The following is a 21,826-nucleotide window of genomic DNA, read 5'->3' on the forward strand; positions in this document are numbered from 1 at the left end:
GGACTGACATGGCCGAGTACCGCTTTTTATCTTACCGTTTTGATTGCCAGACACACACGCTAAAGCAAGGCAAACAGCCACTGGAGCTGCGCCCGAAAGCCGCCAAAGTGCTGTGTTACCTGCTACAAAATGCCAACACTGTGGTGACCAAACAGGAGATCATCGAAGCCGTCTGGGGCCATACACAGGTTCAGGACCATCGTTTATTTCAGCTGATCAGCGAGCTCAGAAAACTCGCCCCCGAGCAGGATATGATCCGCACCTTCCCTAATCAGGGTTACTGCTGGCAAATCAAAACGACCGTGATTTCATCGTCCTCTTCACGTTCACTGGTTACTATGGCGGCTTCGGTCACGCTTATACTGGGCGCTGTTACCACCGCTTATCTGGGCAACCTGAACCCGCCTGCTGCCACATCGGCCATGCTGCCGGCATTGTCGGCCTATCACAAGGCCATTGTCGCCTTTGAGCAGCAGGATTATGACCATGCACAACAATGGCTAACGTTCAGCCTGCAAGAAAATCCGGATTCCGTTGAAGCACAACTGCTGATGGCCGAAACCTTGCTGCAATTAGATGAAACCGCACAAGCACAGCATTATGCCAGCCAGGTTGTCCAACAAAGCCCCGTTAACAGTTATTACTTTTCGCAGGCAGCTGACGTGCTGAGCCGCCTTTATGCCAGCCAGGCCCGCTTTACCGAAGCGCTGGACTTTGCCATTCAGGGGCAACAAGCAATCGATGAGCAGGCGATTTGCAGCGCGGTGGTCATGCAACAGCGCATAGCCGATTTGATCTTAGCGCAGCCGGCACCTTTGCACTCCCCCACATTGCAAAATACCAGAGTGCAGCTGCTCACAACGCCCGACACACACTCAAAGCAGGCCACGCTGTGCAAGCAGCTGACCCAGCCGGGCCCGACTTCGATGCGCCTATGCCCTGCAAGCCACGAGGTTCAAATCGCTCGAGAGAAGCTAGCTTAACCCACTGATTTTATTGCTTTGATAGAAGATTATAGATAGCTTAAGACGAATTTATAAGCCCTATTTAACAGCACGCGTTATAACCGGTGTAACTTAATCACAACCGGAATAATCACCATGACTTTGTCCTGTACATTTTCTACTTTGCTGCTTGGTACAGCCCTGCTAAGCGCCTCTCCCCTGGCAGCTGACCCCGAGCACCGAACCTCTGCAACACCCGCCAGCCCGATGGAACAAGCAAAAACTAAATTGCGGGCGCTGACGGGCACAGACATTGACTTTGAACTGCACCCCTACTCGGATGACTTTTATCGCCTCAATCTGGGTAATGAACACTTATTGTTATCAAAAGATGGCAATTACCTGTTCAGCGGCCGTGTTATCGATGTGCGCAGCCGGGTGGATCATATTGCTAAAATACAGCAAATCGCCAACCAGCAGAGCATGGCCAACATCCCTTATGAGCAACTGCTTACTTACCCGGCAAACAACGAGCAGTATAGCATTACCGTGTTTACCGATATCGACTGCCCTTATTGTCGTAAGTTTCACAAAGAATTGCCCGCGCTCAATCAGCTCGGCGTCACCGTTCATTATGTGATGCTCCCCAGAGGCCGTGCTGGCAGTCCGGCTTATGAAAAAACGGCGGCAACACTGTGCGCCGAGCGGCCTAATCAGGCCATGGATGCCGCCATGCGCAGCTCGCCTGCACCGCTGCAAAATGCCCAGTGTCAACACTCACTGGATACCCAGGTTGCACTGGCCAGGCAATTTGGCTTTCAGTCCACGCCAACCATTTTGCTGCCAAATGGAGAGGCCTTACCAGGCTACATACCGGCCAGGGAGCTGGTTGCACGACTGGAAAAGCTTTAGCTATTGAGAGCGCAGGATAAATCGGGTTAGTATGACAGCATAACTGGTTTGCACCTTCGCGTGTTGCTCTGAGGATACCATGCTGGATAGTTGTCATACTCGTCGTAAATTTGGCTCTTGTTGTCCGCTGGCAGGGCTGCGTGCAGGCACGTTAATACTGCTGTTGACACTGTCCGGCATGTCGCCTGTGCAGGCTCAAAACAGCTCAGCAACCCCGCCCTCAGACGCAGTGCTGGTCGCACGCCAGCAACTCGCCCATGCTCAAACACTCAGTAAACAAGCAGCCATAGACGCCTATTTGTCACTGCTCGACATGCCCGTGCCCGAAGCGCCCGATATACATCTTCAGGCCCTTGAAGCTTTGTTTTTTTTGTATATACGGCAAGGGGGTTATGAGGCGGCAAAGGCCACCGTAACCCAGTATGCAGAACGTGCGCAGGTCGATAATGGTGCCTATTATCGTATTCAGGCCATACTGATGCGTGGATTTTTAGCCGATCAACAAAGCCATTTTTCTACTGCCGAGCAGCTTTACCGGGACGCTTTGGAGGAAGCTCAGTCAATTGGTCACAACGAACTGATGGCACGAGCCTATGAGCGGATCTCCTCCGTGCTTAGGCGTCAGGATAAATATATCGAGGCACTGCAAATCGCTCAGCGCTCAACCAATGTGTTACGAGATCTAGGTGAAGACTTACTCTACCTCAGTGCTTTACAAAACTTGGGGATTATCCAGGCCATTTTAGGAGATTACACCACCGCTCTGGCGACTTTGACTCAGGTCTTTGAGCTGGCCACTAAACTGGACAACCAGCCGAGCATTGCCGATGCCTTATACGAAACGGGCGAAGTGTATCGAAAAATGGGCAACTTTGAGCAAGCTCTGCCGCATTTTCAGCAAGCACACGAAATAGACATCAGGTTTGGGAACAAACTATACATTGGCAACAGTGCCATGAAGATTGGCTATATCGAACTGGAACGTCAGGAATATGAGACTGCGCTACACTATGCACGCAAAGCGTACGGACTCTACCTGGAAGTTGACTCAAAAACCGGCCAGGCCAGAGTGCTCAACCTGCAAGGTCTAATTGCACTAAAGCAAAATAACCTCACTGAAGCACAAACACATCTGGCGCAGGGGCTGGCACTGGCCAGCCAGCACCAGTTTGAGTCAATCGTGGTCCTGTTGCAGATCAGCACTATCAAGTTGGCGCAGGCACAACAACGCCATGAAGATGCCATCGCACTGAGCGACACGGCACTGGCTGCCGCCACTTCAATGCAGGACAAAAAACATCGACTTGAACTCCATGAGTTGCGCGCAACCTCTTTTGAGGCGCTCGAGTTACATCAGCAGGCACTGGCCGAAACTCAGGCTTACCACACACTGAGCGATGCCCTGGGGCAGAACCAGCATAATCTCACTCTGGCAGCCCTGCAAAGCAAAGTTGAGTTTATGCGCAAGCAGCAGGAAATTGAAAGCCTGAACCTGGACAGAGCGCTTCATCAGGCAGAGCTCAGCCAGAGAGAGTGGCAGCTGCGCGCCTGGTGGTTGGCGTCTGCTGCCTTGTTTATTCTGATTTCGGCACTTGCCTATCGGCAGGTTAAAAAGCGCAAACTGGCGGCGGAGCGGGCAACCCTATTACAAGAAGTCGTGGATAAAAAGAATGCGATGCTGGCGGATGTGTCCCATGAGATCCGCACACCACTGACCGCGTTACAGTTACAGGTTGAGGCATTACAATTCAACATCGCTCAGGATGTAGACGCCTCTTACAACACCATCAATCGTAAGCTGTCGGATATCAACCGCCTTATCTCGGATATTCACCAGCTGGCGATGGCCGACTCACAAAGTTTGCACCTGAATCTGGTGCAATGTAACCTGACCGAAGTGATGGCACTATGGGAGCAGGAATTTGCTCAGTTTACGCACGGCAAAGGCTTTGGCTGGGAAGCACAGATTCAGCTCACTGGTGAAGTCACAGTCAGCTGGGATGTCGATCGCATCAAGCAAGTGCTCACGAACTTGATTGCCAACAGTACGCTATATACGGATAAACCAGGTAAACAGCGGCTAACGGTTTGCCAGCAACGCCAGCACATCCACATTACCCTGGAAGATACCGCACCGGGCGTTGCAGATGAGCACCTGAGCGACATATTCGAACGGCTATTTCGGGTCGAAAAATCTCGCAGCCGACGCACCGGCGGCTCAGGCTTGGGCCTGGCTATTTGCAAAAGCCTGATTGAAGCACATCAGGGCACCATTTGTGCCCAACACAGTGAACTGGGCGGGCTGAAAATGGTGATTGAGTTGCCTATTCAGGTGATAGATTAAAACGCCCTGAGTGGCATAAGAGACATAAGTTAAGGACGATGGCTGAAACTTTTTACTACTATTTAAACGGACTAATCGATTACTTTTTATCTGACTTCAGTCTTCACCCTGAGCCACTATTTGCCTCTTTGCTGGTAAGTCTTATCGTATTATCGGATGCAAAGTATGCTCGAATTAATAAAATAAAGTATTTGTTCAGTGCCCGTATCTGGTTAAGTGACTCAACCCGGCTTGATGTTAAAGTCATGCTACTCAACACCCTGATAGTCTTTTCTTGTGCAAATTTATTATATTATTTTGCCACGCAAATCAGTGTACCTTTGAGCAATTATATGCAAATTCCTGATAGTAAGAGCACTCAGCCTCTTAGTTTATCCAATGCTATCTTGCTTAGCTTATTTGTAGCCTTGTATTTGGACCTGGTCCAATATACCGTACACAGAGCAATGCATACGATCCCTTTACTATGGCGTTTTCATAAACATCATCACTCAGCTACCACACTGACACCGCTAACCACACAACGCTCCCACCCTGTTGCATTAATGATAAACCATGGTGCCAATGCAATCGCAATATACATACTGGGTGTCGCCTGCTTCTATAGTGGTATAGATATCAATGATTTGATCACAGTTATGGAGGTCAATTTATTTTTCTGGATAATTACAATGGCAGGAGGGTTACTGACACATTCACATGTCTGGGTGGACTGGACATGGGGGCTCAATAAATTGGTTGTGAGCCCCGCTTATCATCAAGTCCACCATAGTTGTGCGCAACATCATGTAAACAAAAACTACGCAAATTTTTTTCCAATTTGGGATATTGTTTTTCGCTCAGCCTACTTCCCCCAAGCCAGAGAAAAGCTGGTATTTGGCATCAAAGCAAACACACAACACACAATACGAGAGTTTTATTGTCGCTAGCTGATTGAGCTACTTAGCTTTCTCGGTACGAGGTTGAGTATCGGGCCGTGGCTTGATCACCGCTCCCCATTTTTGAGAGCGATTGGACATCGCGTTTTTCACAGTAGCAGGTTTAGCCTCCGTCGTTTGCTGATTGTTGGTGAGTCTGTTGTCATTCGCAGCGAAGAAAGTTATCCCGATAGTCGCTAACAATAAAACCGTCAAGCCAGTGCGTTTAACCTGCATCATTATTTCCTTTTAAAATGTATTTTATGCATCGTTCAAAATGATTATGCCGAAGTTATTGCCTCTATGTGGACTAACCAGTAAGGCTTCCTCTTTAAGCTTTACTGGGTTGAAAATGGTGATTAAGTTGCCTCAGCCGGTTAGCTAAGGCACCTGCGCCCGGTCATGGCTGCCATAATCGCGCGCCACCGCAGCTACGCGAATGCGATAATGCTCAAAGATGTGCTCCCGCCCCTGTTGCTGGGCTGCTCGATGTTCTTCCTGCGTTCGCCATTGCTGCACCGCCGTCTCATCCCGCCAGAACGAGAGTGACAGTAACCGACCGGAGTCGCTCAGGCTTTGATACCTTTCTATGGATATAAATCCGTCTATTTCTTGTAGCCTGGATTTAAGATCCGCCGCAACATCCAGATAAACCTGCCGCTTGTCTCTGTGCGGGGTCACTTCAAAAATAACGGCTATCACTGTGCGTTCACTCCCTGCAAAAACGTCTGCGGCACACAAGATAAAAAGCTGCGTTTTTCCTGCAAAATAAAGTGCTCTTTAAGCGCAAAGTTAAAATTATCCCGGCCTTGCTGATCTGCCTTGAGCCGAACCCGATACGCCTCATATTCGGCCAGGCTGGCAAAATTGATCAAGCCATAAGCCACAAAATTGGTGCCTTCGTGTGGCAAAAAGTAGCCAATCAGCTCTCCTCCACACCTTGGGATGATCTCCCCTCAATTGCGGGCATATTGCTCAAACAGCGCCAGTTTGCTCGGGTCTAACTGATATTCGATAAAACAAGTGATCATAGTACATTGTCTCCGTTAGTGTTTTTAGGCACTATACAGACCACCCAATAGCTATGCTTCGGCCTGTATCGAACTATTCCTATGCACGAACCCGACATCACCCTGATTGCCAGCTTAATTGGCGAGCCCGCCAGAGCCCGTATGCTCATCGCTCTCATGTCGGGTAAAGCGCTGACAGCAACGGAGCTGTCATTAGAAGCGGATATTACCGCTCAGACTGCCAGCAGCCATTTGGCGAAATTGGTTGAAGGCTCGCTACTGTCGGTCAGAAAACAAGGCAGGCACAAATACTTCCAGCTTAAAAGCCAGAAGGTTGCAGGGTTAATCGAGCAACTCCTGACGCTCAGTAGTGAAATAACACTGAAAACACATACAGGGCCAGCGGACCCCTACTTACGACAAGCACGCGTCTGTTATGACCATATTGCAGGTGAGCTGGGTATACAGCTTTATGACGCGCTGGCTGAAGCTAACTACATAGAAGACAAACAAGCTGAAACCCTGCTGACTCCAAAGGGGATCGCCTTTTTTGAGCAACTGGGTGTCTGCGTTCAAACGCTTAGGAAAAAAAAGCGCCCGCTCTGTAAATCGTGCCTGGACTGGAGTGAACGGCGCAACCATCTGGCAGGTAGCCTGGGACACTGGATTTTAAATGATGCACTTGAGCGAGGGTGGCTGCAAAGAGTACCGGACTCCCGGGCACTTATCCTGGATAAAACCCGCGGCAACCTCTTTGCAAAAACCTATGGTATTGCGTTTACAGGCAATACTGAGAAATGATTTTATACACCTGATTGATGTTATCGCCCGCTTTAAACTCTTTGGTCAGCGGCTCGGGCTCTGAGCCAATCCAAATTTTCAGCTCCGCGTCGAGATCGAAATGACCCGCCGACTCTTTGCTAAATTTGGTGATTTTACCGTACGGAATGCTCAGCATTTCGACTTTCGAGCCGGTGACTCCCTGCTTGTCTATCAGGATCAGGCGTTTGTTCGTAAACACAAACATATCCCGGATCACTTTGTACGCCTGCGCTACACTTTCCCCTTCAATCAGGGTGTCGTTGAGTAGCTTATCCAGCTCATCGCTGTCTACTTCGCTGGCATTGCCTAGTAACCCACTTAATAGTCCCATCTGGTTGCTCCTTTTTATTTAATCAGCCACAAGCTTAGTAATATAACCGCTGTTTGTCGAAAGCCTTATCTTATTGCTCGCCTAAGCTGCCATAAGGTAAGGCTCTCGGCCCTGGTGTTTGTCCTTACGACGGTAGCTGCCTTTGCCTTTTTTGCTTTTCTCTACTTTGCTTCTAAACAGTGGGCTGGTTACCAATGCTTTTAAAGCGTTGTCTTTTATGTCGCCCCGTAAATGTTCGTGGGACTGGCTGCGTTTGCTTGCCATACTCTTTTTGCTCCTGAATTTAGTTTAAATAACCACCAGTTGTGGCGCGCTGATTATTGATGTATTCCCCCTCGTACGCAAGTCAATTTTTTACTTTTTTCGTAAAAATTTTCTTGTTCATTTCGCCTTCAGCTCAAGATTGTAACTCTCTATGCGCTATACTTTTTTCTTAACCGTAGAGTCGCACTAAAAAACCCTATGCGCAGCATTAAAACCTCAAACGGCATTACCCTGAGCTATCAGGATTGTGGTAACCGACATGCACCCGCCATTATTTTGATCATGGGGCTGGGCGCACAAATGACGGTGTGGCCCGATGAGCTGTATTTTGGTCTGGTAGACAAAGGCTTCAGAGTGATCCGCTTCGATAACCGCGACAGCGGCTTGTCGAGCCATCTGGACGACTACGGCACCCCTAACCTGTTTAAAACCTGGTTACGCCGCAAGGTCCCCTTTGGTATGCAAGCGCCCTACTCGCTCGAAGATATGGCAGACGATGTACTGGCACTGATGAAGGCACTGAAAATTAAAAAAGCTCACCTGGTTGGCGCGTCTATGGGTGGCATGATAGCGCAGACTTTGGCCGCCAAGCAGCGCAAAAAAGTGCTCAGCCTGACCTCGATTATGTCTAATTCCAACAGCCAGTTAATTTCAGGAAAAAGCCTGGGTGTGCTGATCAAACTGGCACGTATCACGCCCCGCGATAACTGTCGACAGGCCGCGATTTCATATAATGTCAGACTTAATCAGCTGATTGGCAGCCCCGCCTATCCGCGAGACGAACACACTCTGCGAGAGCAGGCCACCATGCATATCAGCCGGGCCCATAATCCGGCTGGGTTTAAACGCCAGCTGGCCGCCATCACCGCGAGCGGCGACCGACGCCACCTGTTAACCCGGATCAAGGCGCCAACCTTAGTGATCCACGGCACCCACGACCCGATTTTTCCGCTTACAGCAGGTGAGCAAACCGCCGCCGAGATCCGCAAGGCACGGCTAAAAGTGGTAGAGGGCCTGGGGCACGACTTTCCGCCCATACTGATGGGCAAAATGGCCAAGTGGATTGCCAAACACGTAAAAAAGGCCGAACTCAAACGACTAAAAAAGAAGCGTAAGAAAAAAGCCGATACACAAAAAGATGTACAACTATCCGTGCAAGAGAAAACGCCCTAACCATTGAATGTGCGCTTTGGTGCAATATTCACTTTTCTTCTGAGCGATTTTCCCGGTATGCTTACAACACATCAGACCAGTTAAAATCATCAACATGAAAACACCTATTACCGACTTACTGGGCATAGAAAAACCCATCATTTTACCCGGCATGAGCTGGATCTCAGTTCCTGAACTGGTTGCAGCGGTATCCAATGCCGGCGGCCTGGGGATCTTAGCCACCGGACCGTTAACGCAGGAACAAACCCGTCAGGCCATAGCCAAAATTCGCACCCTCACCGACAAGCCCTTTGGCGTTGGGATCACCCTGCTGATGCCTGGCGCAAAAGAAAACGCCAAAGTCGCGCTGGCTGAGCAAGTGCCAGTGATTAACTTTTCGCTGGGTAAAGGCGACTGGATAGTGGAAGGCGTAAAACGTTACGGCGGCAAAACCATCGCCACAGTCGTGACCGAAAAACATGCGCTGGCCGCGCAAAAAAGTGGCGCTGATGCCCTGCTGGTGACCGGCCACGAAGCCGCCGCACATGGCGGAGAGGTCACATCCCTGTGCTTAGTGCCCAACATTGTTGAGCTGGTCGACATTCCAGTGATTGCGGCAGGTGGATTTTCCGATGGCAAAGGCCTGCTGGCGGCACTGGCGCTGGGGGCCGATGCCGTTGCCATGGGCTCTCGTCTGGCAACCAGCACACAAAGCCCGGTCCACCAGAATGTAAAGCAGGCGGTGGTCGATAAAAAGGTCGCCGACACCATTTATTCTAAGAACTTCGATGGCCTCTACGCTCGGGTAATGAAGACTCCGATGGCAGAGAAAGCCACCCGCCGCCCGATGAATCCCATCGTGGCCGTTTTTAAGTCCTTTAAAGCTTCAAAAATGGTCGATATGCCGCTGTGGAAATTACTGCTGGGCTTACTGGCTCAGTTCGACAAAATCCGTATGCTGACCCTCTTTGGCGCCGCTACCGAAAAACTGGAAGCCGCCACCATCAGAGGCGACCTGGAACACGGCGTCCAGTTTATTGGCCAGTCACAGGGGATGATCCGCGACATCGAACCCGTAGAGGTCTTGATCGACCGAATCATGGCTGAAGCGAAAGCCGAGCACGCCCGGGTAAGCAAGCTACTGGCAGAATGATTTGCAATAACTGCGCGTATCGTGGTTTTAGCAAGCAAAGTCACAGGGTGATTTTAAATGGCTGTCTGTGTAATAATCGACTGTAATTAAAACACTTATATAAACCAGGCACCGAGATGCAACAGGTAATCGACATCCAGTGGTGGCAGCTGGGCTTGTTTAGCCTGACCCTGCTGCTGCCCTTTGCTATCAACGCGCTGTATCAGCTCAATATTGGTAAAGAAGCCGTGATTGGGCTGATCCGCATGGTCGTACAGTTATTACTGGTCGGCCTGTATCTGGAATATCTGTTTACCCTCAATAATCTCTGGGTGAACCTCGCCTGGTTATTGGTGATGCTACTCATCGGCAGTAGCGCTATTCTCAGTAAAGCCCGCCTGCCCAGGCGTCCGCTCTTTGTGGCCGTGTTTACCGGGTTGTGTGCCGGGCTCTTACCCCTGTTAAGCTTTGTCACCCTGGTGATTATCCAGCCAACGCCCTATTACCATGCTCAGTACCTGATCCCGCTGGCAGGCATGTTGCTAGGCAACAGCCTCAATGCCAACATCGTTTGCCTGCAACACTTCTTCGATGCCTTTAAAACCCGCTGGCCTGAATATGAAGCCGCACTGTCGCTGGGGGCACAGGTACGCGATGCCACTTTACCCTTTGTACAAAACGCGCTGCAAAAAGCACTTGCGCCCATTCTGGCGACCATGGCCACCACCGGCCTGGTGTCGTTACCTGGCATGATGACCGGCCAGATCCTCGGCGGCGCCAGCCCCATGGTTGCCATCAAATACCAGGTGATGATCATGATAGCCGTCTGGGTCATGATGAGTGTGTCTATCACCGTATGCTTGTTTATTGCCGTGCGTCGAGTGATTAGCCCGCAGGGAAAACTGAATTCAGGGTGTCTGGAGCAAGGAACGACCTAACATGGCTAAATCGCTATCGATACACTAAAGTGTTGCCAACTTAATTGCAAAATCTCATTATGAGTTCTTACTTCTGTTAAAGACCGCGGTTGGTCTAGTTCGAAAACCGTCCTTCCTGACGGTATTTTAGCCTTTGGTATAGTTTTTTCTAGGTTGATTTGAAGACACCCATTTAGTTGTTTTTGCTTCTCTGAAGCAAAAACAACTCAACTTGCGCTCTTTATTAGGGCGTTTTATTTTCAGGAAACCAGCCATGAAGCCACAAGAAATAGGAAAAGCCTACAATCAAATTACCCACCTCTGGGAGCGTGAGGAGTTTGATATGACCAATGGCATTGCACAACACCAGAGGGCGATTAGTTTTGTTAAACATCGCGGCAATGCGCTGGATATTGGCTGTGGTTGTACAGGTCGTTTTATCGAGTTACTGGTCAATGAAGGCTTTAAGCCAACTGGTTTAGATATTTCAGAAGAGATGCTCGCTCTGGCAAGGCGTAAGCATCCTGATATTTCTTTTTTGCAGGGTGATATTTGCACCTACATGTTGCCAGATAAATATGACTTTATAACAGCATGGGACAGCATCTGGCATATACCTTTGTCGGAGCAAAAACCGGTGCTCGCTAAGATCATCAACAGTCTCAACCCTGGAGGTGTATTTATATTTTCATTTGGTGGCACAACACAAGCCGGTTGTCACACAAATACTGCTATGGGGCCAGAGGTTTACTATTCGTCACTTGGCGTCTCTGGATTCTTACAATTGCTCTTAGACATGGGCTGTATTATTAGACATTTAGAGTTCGACCAATATCCAGAGGTTCACACTTATCTGATCGTCGAAAAAGCCTGATATGTACATAAACTTAGGACGAAAAAGTACATAGAAGCACATTTAGCCTAGGCTAAGCCCAAACTTATTCACAGATTCATTCATTGGTAAAAGTGACGCAGCTAGAAAATAAAACTATATATTACAATTTGTTATTTACGGCTTTTAACCGAGCATAAATCTATTTAAGTTAAAAAATAGCTTTTTGATAGGACACCTCAGTTCTCAGCGCTCTATGCTGATTAGTAAATAACAAACTAATCCCAGGTGTTTTATGTCACATAATTCCAGACGTCACTTTATTAAAAACCTTGCCGCGGGAACGCTGGCAGGTGCATTTGCAGGCACTGCACAAGCACAAACGCTACTGACTCCCAGAGAAATGGAGGGACCTTATTACCCCATTACCCCACAAAAAGACCAAGATGCTGATCTCACTCGGGTGGCCGGTAAGTCAGGAGTGGCCCAGGGAACGCATATAGAAATAGCCGGACAAGTATTTGACCATGAAGGAAATACCGTTGAAGATGTCACGTTAGACCTGTGGCAGGCCAATGCCTTTGGAAAGTACCATCATCCTCACGATACCAGCGACGCCCCTGTCGATGAACACTTCCAGGCATGGGCCATAATTCAAAGTGGTAAACAAGGGCGATTTCGTTTCAAAACCGTATTTCCCGGCGCCTACCCGCTCAATGCCGCTAGCCAGCGCACGCCCCACATTCACCTGAAAGCATCCAAGCTGGGTTACGACTCCTTACTGACTCAGTTGTACTTTCCGGATCATCCATTAAATCAGAAAGATGGGCTGTTTATGCGTAAAAGCGCACAAGAGCAGGCGCTGATGACGGTCAGACGAACTGAGCGAGAAAATCACTACCTGTACAACCTGATATTACAAAAAATTCCACTGTGAGCCTGCTTGAGGGCAATCTATCACTCTTATACTTAACGATGAGCCCACATAATCTGTGGGCTCACTGACTTAATTCTCACAGCGAAACAAAGCAACCGTGAGCTATGCTAAATAGTACAGAGCTTTTGCAGCTTTCATTTTATCAGTATGTTAGGATTATCTCCCTGATTAATTGTGTAAATGCGCTTTAAGTCAATGAAAGCAAAATTATTTGTGCTGAAAATGCCGTTCGAGGATGGACCCGGGAAAATGTGGATTTGTTCACATTGTGCGTTAATAGAAGGTGCGCTATCGGCCAATCCGCATTGGAAAAGTGCTATCGATATTCACCGTATCGACTTTCCAAAACCGCGCAGTGAAGTTGTTGCGATTTTGGGTGAAGAGAGGCAGTGGCTGCCTGTATTGGTTTTGGATGAAAACCATACAATCACTGACCCCATAGAGATAATCAACTATCTTGCTGAACAGTTTGGTGGTGCCAGCGTACACCCCTAAGCCATTTAAAAACGTGGACCAGTCGGACATTTTTATATGCAATACGCAAAACCTGCCAAGCTCATATATTGCGCGACTGTTTTATAAGGGATCCCTGATGGAAAAAGTACTCGTTAGCGCCTGCCTGCTTGGCAACAAAGTTCGCTACAATGCCAGTTGTTTGTCGATCCCCGAATCCGATTTACATTGGCTGCAATCCAATATGAAGCTGGTTGTGCTTTGCCCCGAAGTATCGGCAGGGTTACCCACACCAAGAGCCCCAGCGGAGATCATCGCAGGGCAAGGCCTGGACGTGCTCAACGGCTCAGCCAGAGTCGTTGAAAGTACGGGGGTCGATGTCACCACGCCATTTATTAAAGGAGCAGAAAACGCATTGCTGCTGTGTCAGCAACAGCAAATAAAATATGCGGTACTTGCTCAGGGAAGCCCTTCATGCGGCAGTACACAAATTTACGACGGCACATTCAGTGGGGTCAAAATCGATGGCGCAGGGGTAACCGCAGCATTACTGGCGCGCAGCGGAATTAAAGTGTTCAGCCAGCATGCTATATCTCAACTGCGAAATTTACTGCAAATGCAGGGTATATAGGGCAGCCAACCAAACAGTAGCGCAACACCAAAAGCCCCAATAAATAACAATTACAAAACCAAGCCCCCAAAATCATTACATTTAATATATCTTATTTTCAGGGACACGCTTACAATAGGTAAAAAATACTGCCAAGCCAGTACCCTACGGATAGCTGCGAAGCAGCAATCAAACAACAAAAGCCTTTGGAGTACCCAGTGACATACAGACGTATTTTCCCTGCAGCAGCCTTGCTCTCCCTTATTTTGAGTGGGTGTGGTGGTGGCAGTAACAACGCAAATAACACAAACCAACCAGCTCCCCCTGCACCAGAAGAAACCTTTACTCTGACTACCAATGTTAGCGGCTCTGGCACAATCACTCCCGCGACACAATCGGTGAGCAAAGGTGATTATGTCGATTTAGTGCTCGAACCTGACGAAGGCTATTACACAGACTCAGCCACAGGATGTGGCGGCACACTGGATGGCAACCTCTATATCATTGAAAACATGCAGGCTGCATGTACTGTTGAAATTCAGTTTAAACCCCGCACCAAACTCAACGAGCTGGATATGGACCCGGTACTCGCGCAATGTTTAGCCCGCGACAATGAGCACCAGTACATTGACGACGTGATTCATTTATACTGCGAAGAGCCTATCAATAACGCTGACATCATCAAGCACTTTAGAAAGCTTCAGTCTTTAGAAGTTTCTAGCGACAGTTTGACAAATCTGGATATCTCAGAAAATTTAGAGTTGCGTGTAGTAACAATCACAGGCCCAATGCTTGAGGCACTTGATGTATCAAACAACACAAAACTTAGATTCCTGCACGTAAACGATAGTCAACTTCAGTCATTAGATATATCCAAAAACCTTGCCCTGAGCACTCTGAGAGTAACCAGTGGGCAACTTAAAATACTGGATATCTCTAAGAACAAAAAACTTTTTGATCTATCAGTGCACTCTTCTCAATTACAAGCGCTGGATGTGTCAAACCATCCGGACCTAACCTATCTGTCGGTAACCAGTCAGGAGCTATCGAATCTCGATCTCAGTACGAACATAAACCTTGAGAGTTTGAGTCTTCGCGATACGTTATTAACAGCCCTGGATCTCTCTGATCATGCCAAGCTAAACTATCTGTCGCTAGACAGTGTGGCAGTTAGTCAACTCGACCTGTCGCACAATCCTGCGCTTAGCAGCCTCACGCTTAGCAACGTCCCACTGACCAGCCTGGATCTCACTGATGCAACACAACTGAACTATTTATGGGTATCCAATAATCAACTTACTGAAATTGACCTTAGCAAAAATGCCGCGCTGGAAAGCGTCACCCTCGCCGGTAACGCGCTAAAAAGCATTAATTTGAACAACAACTCGCTTTTACACTCACTAACCCTTAGCGATAATGCACTAACACAGATTAATTTAGACAATAACCCGCTTTTACACTCACTAACCATTAGCGACAGTGCACTAACACACATTAATTTGAATAATAATCCGAAATTACAATCACTTAACCTACAGGGCAATGCATTAACCACCATTGATCTGTCCAATAATACGGCTCTGACCCATTTACAGCTTGCTTATAATCAACTCTCCGCCCTGGATTTGTCTGGATTATCTAACCTCGTTGAACTCAATGTACAAAACAACCAGCTGAGTGAGTTAGATATCTCACACAACCCCATGCTTGGCGCACTTCACCTGTCAAACAATCAGCTAACACAACTGAGCTTTCCGGTGAATGATGCACTGAGTGAACTGTCAGTTTCTGGTAATGGCTTTACCCAACTGGACTTTTCAAACCTTACTGCACTGACAAAGCTATCTGTGTCGGGTACCCAGCTGACAAGCATCACAGTAAAACAAAATACGGGCCTAAAAGAGCTCGAGGTATTTGCAGATAGTTTGCAGAACCTGGATGTGTCAAAAAACACCGCGCTGACTCACTTTGCAATCGAAAGCAACACCCTCATAGCACTGGACGTCAGTAACAACACGGCACTGCAAACACTGAAAATATATGACTCACAACTCGATACTCTGGATATCTCTAAACAGACTTCACTGACGGAGCTGTTTGCCCATGCATGGAGCATACAAAGCCTGGATATTAGTCATAATCCGTTACTTGAAAAGTTATCAGTTAAAAGTGACAAGCTCACCACGCTCGACTTGTCCAATAACGCACAGCTTGAACAGCTGACCGTGTATGCAAAGCAGCTACCTCAGCTGGATGTCTCTATCACCCCTAACCTGAAAGAGCTCAGGGTAAGCAGTTATTACCTGGACAACCTGGCCCTATCCACATTGCCACAACTGGAGTTTCTGGGGTTGAGCTCAGTGCCAATCACAACGCTGGATTTGTCCACTAACCCTAAACTCATAGACGTATGGTTTCAGGATGTACCGCTTCACAGCTTGAACCTGTCAGGCGTACCTGAATTAGAAGAACTGTCTATCTGGTGGGCACAACTTACCAGCCTTGACCTTTCACATAATACCAAGCTGCGCAGTCTGGAAGTCAGCCTAACCCCACTGAGCAACATCGATTTATCTGCCAATGCACTATTAGAATTCGCCTATTTATCTGATAATCAACTCACCCAGCTGGACATTACTAACAATCCCAGGCTGAATACGCTGAGTGCGAGCAATAACCAGCTGGCAACATTACGTATTGCAGATCTACCCGAATTGCAGGGCCTATATCTGAGAGACAATTCGCTCACAACACTATCAGTTACAAACACACCCTCGCTTTCTGAGCTTTACGCCTCCGGTAACCAGCTCACATCGCTCAACGTGTCAGGTATCGAGGCGCTCGAAAGCCTCGTTATATACAACAATCAATTCAAAGAGCTGGATCTATCTGCGCTTTCAAAACTACAAAAATTGGATGTAAGTGCAAACCAACTCACAATGCTGGCGCTATCAAAGCTGTCAGAGCTGGAAGAATTAGACATAACTTCAAATCAATTCAAATCGCTGGACTTATCTGAGTTATCAGCACTGGAAGAATTGAGCGCAAGTTCAAACCAACTCACAACACTAGACCTGAGTAACAACCCTGCACTTAGCTCAGTGCTTGTAAACTACAACCAATTGTCCTCTGTGACGCTGGGCCGTCATGATGCACTCACGGAGCTGCGGGCAGTATACAATCAGCTGAAAGAACTTAATCTTTCATCGACCCCGGCACTCATTACCCTGGAAGTAGACGGCAACCTGCTGACGCAACTGGATACCACTGCAAATCCGGCAATCGAGTCAATGAGTGCCAACTACAACCAGTTGACCCGGCTTAATCTGGCAGCCAACTCGGCCTTACAAAGCCTGTCGGTTTACAAAAACCAACTAAGTACGTTAGATGTCTCAGGTCAAACTGCACTCACCTACGTTGACGTGAGAGAGAATAATATCGCTCAGCTTAATATCGCCCAAAGTGCTGCATTGCATACCCTGATGGCCGAAAACAACCAACTAACAGGGCTGGACACTTCGAGTAATAATGCACTAGTGGATTTAAATCTGACGAGTAACCGGATCACATCTCTCGATTTAACCAATAACAGTCAGTTGAACTACCTCTACTTGTACGACAACGCCTTGTCACACATCGATGTCAGTACTATTGAGCAACTATTTACATTGATTATCGACCGTGGCGTAACCTGTACTGGCGACATGTGTTCAATAGCCTATTATCCCTAACCTACAACACAGTTACTGGCACACTTGGTGTGCCAGTAATCCAAATGGTAAACACGCAACCAGCCACCTCGATTCATTACCGTACAGTGGTATTCTGAAGCCATCCGCAAAATTGTTTTATGTCGCACAATGCCGGGCGTCACATTATTAAACACTTAGCGCGGATATTTGCAGATGGCAGCGAAGCGCTCTGAGCAAGAAAACCACTACTTTTACAACCTCATACCACAAAAAACCACAGTAAGCCGCGTTATGGGTAATTTACCAACCTCCTGATTAACGATGCGCTCCTGTAGCCATTGAACTTATTCCGCAAGGCGAATATTCGACAACCAAAAAACCGGCTAACAAGCTGATCTGGTTTTACTTTTCACCTTGCCACTGCTGAATAAATACTCTAGGAAAAAACAACAAAAACAGAATAAAGGATTATTAAAAACAAAAAATATACACATTTCTTCCTTATTTCATTTCTACACTCATGTTGGAATCGCAATTTTTCATTCCACACAATAATGACCTTGCCGGCCACATGCCGCGCGGGCAATACAAACTCTCAGTTACGTTACAAACAGCAGTGTGCAGGCGCTACCCTCCCAGACCCTGCTGTTAAGGATTTTACCTATGAAAACAAGGTTATTCGCTATATGGTTACTGCCTCTGAGCTTAATCTCAGGGTTAGTTCAGGCAAACGCCGACATGCTCCCCACCCCACAACAGTTCACAGCAAAAGTACACAGCAGCAATCAAGTCGCTCTAAGCTGGCAGGCACCCCAGGATACCAGCAATATCAAAGGCTATCGTATCTACCGGGATGGCAAACGCATCGCCCGCACCACACTCACCTTTTACCAGGACGACAGTGCGATAGCAGGTACTCAATACAGCTACTTTGTTCAAGCCTTTGCCAAGGGCAAAGATAAAAACAAGCTCATCAGTGAGCCGTCAAACATCGAAACGGTGACGACGCTGGCGAGTGATAGCAACGATGGCATGCGCAATGGCTCAGTAATTAATATTGGCATTGCTCGTTTAGTCGATTTGTGCGGTACCAACGACCTCAATGCCGTGACGGATGAGCAGCTCGATACCTGCATGGGCAAAGTCATTGAACATTATGAGTTGCAGCAGGGGCTGGAAGATATGCAGGCCTATGTTGCCCGCTATCGTCGACAGGAAGACCCGAAACTGATTGAGCTGGGTAAACGACTATTCTTTAGTAAGGCGCTGAGTCAAAACTATGATACCTCCTGCGCTTCTTGCCACCATCCTGCACAAGGTTGTGGAAGCGATGGCCTGTCTTTATCCATCGGCGTCAATGCCGAGAACCCAGATGTCATCGGACTGGGACGCACCGACGGCAGTACTATCCCTTCTGTTGGACGCAGCTCACCACAGATCTGCAACACGGCCCTGTGGGTCAACAGCATGTTCTGGGATCAAAGGGTAAAACTGCGTCAGAGCAACCGTGAAAGTGAAGTAGGCCTGGTATCCACGGCCCCGATTATGACCCCAGAAGATGACGTAACCCGACTGATGAACAGCCAGGTTGCCAATACAGATCCCTTGCGTCTGTTAATGGCTCAGGCTCATTTCCCTGTCACCGCAGCCGCTGAAATGGGTGACCCAACCAGCTTTGAATCCCCACAAGTCTATCGTGAATTTATCGCAACCCGACTGGCCGATGAGTGGAAAAGCCATTTTGTTGCGGCCTATGGTGACGAGCAGATTGACTTCTTACGTATCGCCAGAGCACTCGCCGCTTATCAGGCCTCATTCCTGTTTATCGACAACCCGTTTTTCAATTATATTCAGGGCGACAACACCCGAATGACTGACACAGAAAAACGCGGCGCGCTGCTTTTTTACACGTCAGCCGGCTGTGCGAACTGCCACGATGGTGTGATGTTTACCCCGGAAAAAACCCGAGGTCCACTCTACCCGCAAATTGGCCCCAATGCGGTAGCCGATGGCAATGCCAAAAACCAGTTCCGCATGCCTAGCCTGCTGAATGTGGGGATCACTGCACCGTATGGAGATAAGGGCGTGTTTGCCACACTGGAGCGCGTTATCGAACACTACAATGACGTAACCGGTTCCCTGGAAAGCTTTTATCACAATGTTGAAACCTGCCAGCTACCACAATTTCAGCACCTGACAACTGAGCAGTGCCGCGAGATTGTTGGTGGAGGCGAAGAATTTGTTCTGGCGCTTAACGCCGAGAACAGAGCAAATTCAGACAGAGGCGATGATGCCATCATCAAACACTTCACCAGTGATGAAATACACTATCTGGCCACCTTCTTGCGCTCACTCACCGATCCTAATGCGGTGGCTGGCAGCAATGCCATTGATGTACTTATTCCACCACGCGATGGCGGACCAGATGGCCATCAGTTTGATGCCACAGACAAAAACGGCAACCCGCTTTAACTCGACCCAACCAAAAAGGGCTGCACAGGCAGCCCTTTTTATTCATACTTTTTCTCAACCCGATAGCGCCTACATATAACTCTCAGCATCATAAAAAAGCTGTTTCAGTGTGCCGCAGTTAATGAACTTGTAGGCCAGCTCCCCTGCGCTGGGCACCCGCTTAGAGGCCCGGAATTTTTGCAGGCAGGCTCCGGTTAAATCAACAAAAATCAGATGATTAAAGCTGGGCCTTTGCTGAATCTTGTGCACGTAAATGCGCTCCGTTTTATTAATTTCAATGACGTCATATTCGTGCCACTGAGAGGCGGGCTCCAGTTTACTGAGCTTGCGGGCAAATAGCTTATCACTGAGCACCAGTTGCCGCTGCGGATATACCAGCCTGCCATCACGTGCGTAGTGGCCTTCATAAACATCTGCCATTATTGTTACTTCTTCGCCTCGCTCAAGCCGTTGTAAGTTAAACGGCTCTGGCTTGATGGTGATCAGTTTTGAATCTCTGATCAGGCTAAGAAAGGCCACATCCGGGTTCTCAAGCCGGTATACAACATGAATATCGTTGGGTAACCCATACGAAGGAAAGTTGCTTGCATAAATCCGTGAGCCCCGATTCATCAATACCATGCCGTGCTCGCCCTTGTATGCCGGGTTCAGCGGCGGTGCTTGCTGTTCATCGGCTGATGCCACACAGGTAAATATCAGTGTGATTAATAGCAGAATCACTTTCATTGTCAGTTTCCTTGCTGTGTTTCCACTGAGTATAGCAAGCAATGCGCAAGTCACCTCGGTACAAGTTGGGCTGAATAACTGAGCGATGGACGCTTTTCTGGCAGAGGCAATCCGCAACAACGCCCTGTCGCCAGGACACAAAAAGGCCGCGCAGACAAAGCTGAGCGGCCAGTTATCAACGTTGCCAAACAGTGATAGGTTATGGCTTAACCGGGATCAGGTTAAAGTTTTCCAGTCTGCCATCCAGATTGCGGAATGCTTCAATCTCTGCAAAGAATGCCTGACCATTGCGTGTCGCAGGGGTAACCACTGAGTAGAATACAAAGTTAAGACCTGCAACAACCTGCTGCTGCGCAGCCAGAATGTCATAATCTACGCCGATCAGCGATTCAATTTGCTCAGCTGCTGCTTGCTCTGCTTCTGTGAACTCACCACGCAGTGCAACACCGTCGAACGAACCAATAGGTGGAACCAGTACAGGGCGGCTCAACACGCGCTCTGAGCTTTCAGTGTACTTGTCATCCAGCGCATGGATCACGATAAGCTCTAGCTTGTTTACTTTTGCCACATCCGGTGCAACAACCGGCTCAACCAGGCAGTAAAACGCATAGTTAATGCCATTAACCACCTGAGACTGGCCAGCCAGTGGCGTGATTTTCACACCATCGCGCTGATTAATGTGCTCAAACGCATTGATAAAATCTTTGCTGAAATCTTTTGCCAGTACCACAGAACCATAGGCACCCAGGTTATGAATTGTCTGAGACATAATTGTTTCCTTATTATTTCCAGTAATCCCGCACCATGCGGGGCTTATTCAACTGGCACTCAGTGTAGATGCGAATGACCCGCTTGTTGGTATCAGTTCAGTATCAGTTTGGTATCAGTTTCGCTGCCCCCAAATCTAAGACATTAGGGTGAAAAAATACTGACAGTGTGTAGCAAAAAATGAACACTTAAAGTCACTGTCATCATTTGGCAAAAGACGCCAATGACTGCTAGCCTTTGCTCTCAAAGTCAGTCAGGAGCACGTCAATGGACGGCAGAGTCAAACTCAATTGTCATCGGCTCAAGGAACTTAGAAAAAGCCTGGGCCTAAGTCAGGAAAAACTAGCTTGCGCATGCCAGGATCAGGCTTTGTGCGTATCAATTGCCACGCTTAAACGCGCCGAATGCGGCAACCGTGTCTACTATCGCACCGCAGGCGATCTGGCACGCTTTTATCAGATCCCCGTTGCCGAGCTGCTCAGCGAACAATCCGGTTAGCCGCGTTCAGCTGCGACCCTCCATCACTCAACCCACTTCAGGCACTGACAAAAATTGCTATATTGGGGCAAATCTTGTACTCTTCCGGCCCGC

The 21,826-nt window shown here is 48.3% G+C and carries 22 protein-coding genes; 15 read left to right on the forward strand and 7 right to left on the reverse strand.

The window, feature by feature from the left end:
- Nucleotides 1–8 precede the first annotated feature (8 nt).
- The 4 genes from TW77_RS03370 to TW77_RS24095 all read left to right on the forward strand — a co-directional run bounded on the left by TW77_RS03370 (nucleotide 9) and on the right by TW77_RS24095 (nucleotide 5,129).
- Nucleotides 9–983, forward strand: coding sequence for a winged helix-turn-helix domain-containing protein (locus TW77_RS03370; protein WP_046003558.1), 975 nt, complete (start codon nucleotides 9–11; stop codon nucleotides 981–983).
- A 117-nt stretch (nucleotides 984–1,100) separates the two neighbouring features.
- Complete coding sequence (locus TW77_RS03375; RefSeq protein ID WP_052713018.1) at nucleotides 1,101–1,856, forward strand: DsbC family protein; 756 nt, start codon at nucleotides 1,101–1,103, stop codon at nucleotides 1,854–1,856.
- Nucleotides 1,857–1,935: 79 nt separating this feature from the next.
- On the forward strand, nucleotides 1,936–4,200 hold the full coding sequence (locus TW77_RS24090) for a tetratricopeptide repeat protein (RefSeq protein ID WP_052713019.1): 2,265 nt from the start codon (nucleotides 1,936–1,938) through the stop codon (nucleotides 4,198–4,200).
- Between the two features lie 38 nt (nucleotides 4,201–4,238).
- Nucleotides 4,239–5,129: a sterol desaturase family protein gene (locus TW77_RS24095; protein WP_052713020.1), complete on the forward strand. Its 891-nt coding sequence runs from the start codon at nucleotides 4,239–4,241 to the stop codon at nucleotides 5,127–5,129.
- A 9-nt stretch (nucleotides 5,130–5,138) separates the two neighbouring features.
- Here the strand turns inward: TW77_RS24095 and TW77_RS25385 are convergent, their stop codons facing one another.
- From TW77_RS25385 to TW77_RS25725, 3 genes are all read right to left on the reverse strand, one after another.
- Nucleotides 5,139–5,357, reverse strand: coding sequence for a hypothetical protein (locus TW77_RS25385; RefSeq protein ID WP_162197941.1), 219 nt, complete (start codon nucleotides 5,355–5,357; stop codon nucleotides 5,139–5,141).
- Nucleotides 5,358–5,498: 141 nt separating this feature from the next.
- Nucleotides 5,499–5,819, reverse strand: coding sequence for an antibiotic biosynthesis monooxygenase family protein (locus TW77_RS03395; RefSeq protein WP_046003560.1), 321 nt, complete (start codon nucleotides 5,817–5,819; stop codon nucleotides 5,499–5,501).
- Nucleotides 5,816–6,067: an NIPSNAP family protein gene (locus TW77_RS25725; protein ID WP_342626722.1), complete on the reverse strand. Its 252-nt coding sequence runs from the start codon at nucleotides 6,065–6,067 to the stop codon at nucleotides 5,816–5,818. The genes TW77_RS03395 and TW77_RS25725 overlap by 4 nt, the downstream gene beginning before the upstream one ends.
- Before the next feature lie 162 nt (nucleotides 6,068–6,229).
- Between TW77_RS25725 and TW77_RS03405 the strand changes: the two genes are divergently transcribed.
- Nucleotides 6,230–6,928 carry an ArsR/SmtB family transcription factor gene (locus TW77_RS03405; RefSeq protein ID WP_046003561.1) on the forward strand — a complete coding sequence of 233 codons (699 nt, stop codon included), beginning with the start codon at nucleotides 6,230–6,232 and terminating at the stop codon, nucleotides 6,926–6,928.
- Here TW77_RS03405 and TW77_RS03410 read toward each other — a convergent pair.
- Together TW77_RS03410 and TW77_RS03415 are read right to left on the reverse strand one after the other, a co-directional pair.
- Nucleotides 6,906–7,280 (reverse strand): PH domain-containing protein, encoded by a 375-nt coding sequence (locus tag TW77_RS03410; RefSeq protein WP_046003562.1) that lies wholly within the window; start codon nucleotides 7,278–7,280, stop codon nucleotides 6,906–6,908. The two genes, TW77_RS03405 and TW77_RS03410, sit on opposite strands and share 23 nt — an antisense overlap.
- A gap of 81 nt (nucleotides 7,281–7,361) precedes the next feature.
- A complete protein-coding gene (locus TW77_RS03415; RefSeq protein ID WP_046003563.1) occupies nucleotides 7,362–7,544 on the reverse strand; it encodes an alternative ribosome-rescue factor A in 183 nt (60 codons plus the stop codon).
- 198 nt (nucleotides 7,545–7,742) lie between these two features.
- On the opposite strand from TW77_RS03415, the gene TW77_RS03420 reads away from it, so the two are divergent.
- The 9 genes from TW77_RS03420 (at nucleotide 7,743) to TW77_RS03460 (ending at nucleotide 19,741) form a co-directional block, all read left to right on the forward strand.
- Complete coding sequence (locus tag TW77_RS03420; RefSeq protein WP_046003564.1) at nucleotides 7,743–8,717, forward strand: alpha/beta fold hydrolase; 975 nt, start codon at nucleotides 7,743–7,745, stop codon at nucleotides 8,715–8,717.
- A gap of 94 nt (nucleotides 8,718–8,811) precedes the next feature.
- Nucleotides 8,812–9,849, forward strand: a complete 1,038-nt coding sequence (locus tag TW77_RS03425; protein WP_046003565.1) for an NAD(P)H-dependent flavin oxidoreductase — start codon at nucleotides 8,812–8,814, stop codon at nucleotides 9,847–9,849.
- Between the two features lie 116 nt (nucleotides 9,850–9,965).
- A complete protein-coding gene (locus tag TW77_RS03430) occupies nucleotides 9,966–10,766 on the forward strand; it encodes an ABC transporter permease (RefSeq protein ID WP_046003566.1) in 801 nt (266 codons plus the stop codon).
- A gap of 253 nt (nucleotides 10,767–11,019) precedes the next feature.
- Nucleotides 11,020–11,619 (forward strand): class I SAM-dependent DNA methyltransferase, encoded by a 600-nt coding sequence (locus TW77_RS03435; RefSeq protein ID WP_046003567.1) that lies wholly within the window; start codon nucleotides 11,020–11,022, stop codon nucleotides 11,617–11,619.
- Between the two features lie 253 nt (nucleotides 11,620–11,872).
- Complete coding sequence (locus TW77_RS03440) at nucleotides 11,873–12,514, forward strand: twin-arginine translocation signal domain-containing protein (RefSeq protein ID WP_046003568.1); 642 nt, start codon at nucleotides 11,873–11,875, stop codon at nucleotides 12,512–12,514.
- 195 nt (nucleotides 12,515–12,709) lie between these two features.
- Nucleotides 12,710–13,009, forward strand: a complete 300-nt coding sequence (locus tag TW77_RS03445; protein WP_046003697.1) for a DUF3088 family protein — start codon at nucleotides 12,710–12,712, stop codon at nucleotides 13,007–13,009.
- Nucleotides 13,010–13,106: 97 nt separating this feature from the next.
- Complete coding sequence (locus TW77_RS03450; RefSeq protein ID WP_046003569.1) at nucleotides 13,107–13,598, forward strand: DUF523 domain-containing protein; 492 nt, start codon at nucleotides 13,107–13,109, stop codon at nucleotides 13,596–13,598.
- A gap of 197 nt (nucleotides 13,599–13,795) precedes the next feature.
- Complete coding sequence (locus tag TW77_RS03455; RefSeq protein WP_046003570.1) at nucleotides 13,796–17,308, forward strand: hypothetical protein; 3,513 nt, start codon at nucleotides 13,796–13,798, stop codon at nucleotides 17,306–17,308.
- A gap of 624 nt (nucleotides 17,309–17,932) precedes the next feature.
- A complete protein-coding gene (locus TW77_RS03460; RefSeq protein ID WP_046003571.1) occupies nucleotides 17,933–19,741 on the forward strand; it encodes a cytochrome c peroxidase in 1,809 nt (602 codons plus the stop codon).
- Nucleotides 19,742–19,810: 69 nt separating this feature from the next.
- Here TW77_RS03460 and TW77_RS03465 read toward each other — a convergent pair whose 3' ends face one another.
- Together TW77_RS03465 and TW77_RS03470 are read right to left on the reverse strand one after the other, a co-directional pair.
- Entirely contained in the window at nucleotides 19,811–20,467 is a 657-nt protein-coding gene (locus TW77_RS03465) for a hypothetical protein (RefSeq protein ID WP_046003572.1), read from the reverse strand.
- A gap of 199 nt (nucleotides 20,468–20,666) precedes the next feature.
- Nucleotides 20,667–21,236 (reverse strand): hypothetical protein, encoded by a 570-nt coding sequence (locus tag TW77_RS03470; protein WP_046003573.1) that lies wholly within the window; start codon nucleotides 21,234–21,236, stop codon nucleotides 20,667–20,669.
- A 266-nt stretch (nucleotides 21,237–21,502) separates the two neighbouring features.
- Between TW77_RS03470 and TW77_RS03475 the strand changes: the two genes are divergently transcribed.
- Nucleotides 21,503–21,733, forward strand: a complete 231-nt coding sequence (locus tag TW77_RS03475; protein WP_046003574.1) for a helix-turn-helix domain-containing protein — start codon at nucleotides 21,503–21,505, stop codon at nucleotides 21,731–21,733.
- The last annotated feature ends 93 nt before the right edge of the window (nucleotides 21,734–21,826 follow it).

The organism is Pseudoalteromonas rubra (assembly GCF_000967655.1).
Classification (GTDB): Bacteria; Pseudomonadota; Gammaproteobacteria; order Enterobacterales; family Alteromonadaceae; genus Pseudoalteromonas; species Pseudoalteromonas rubra_A.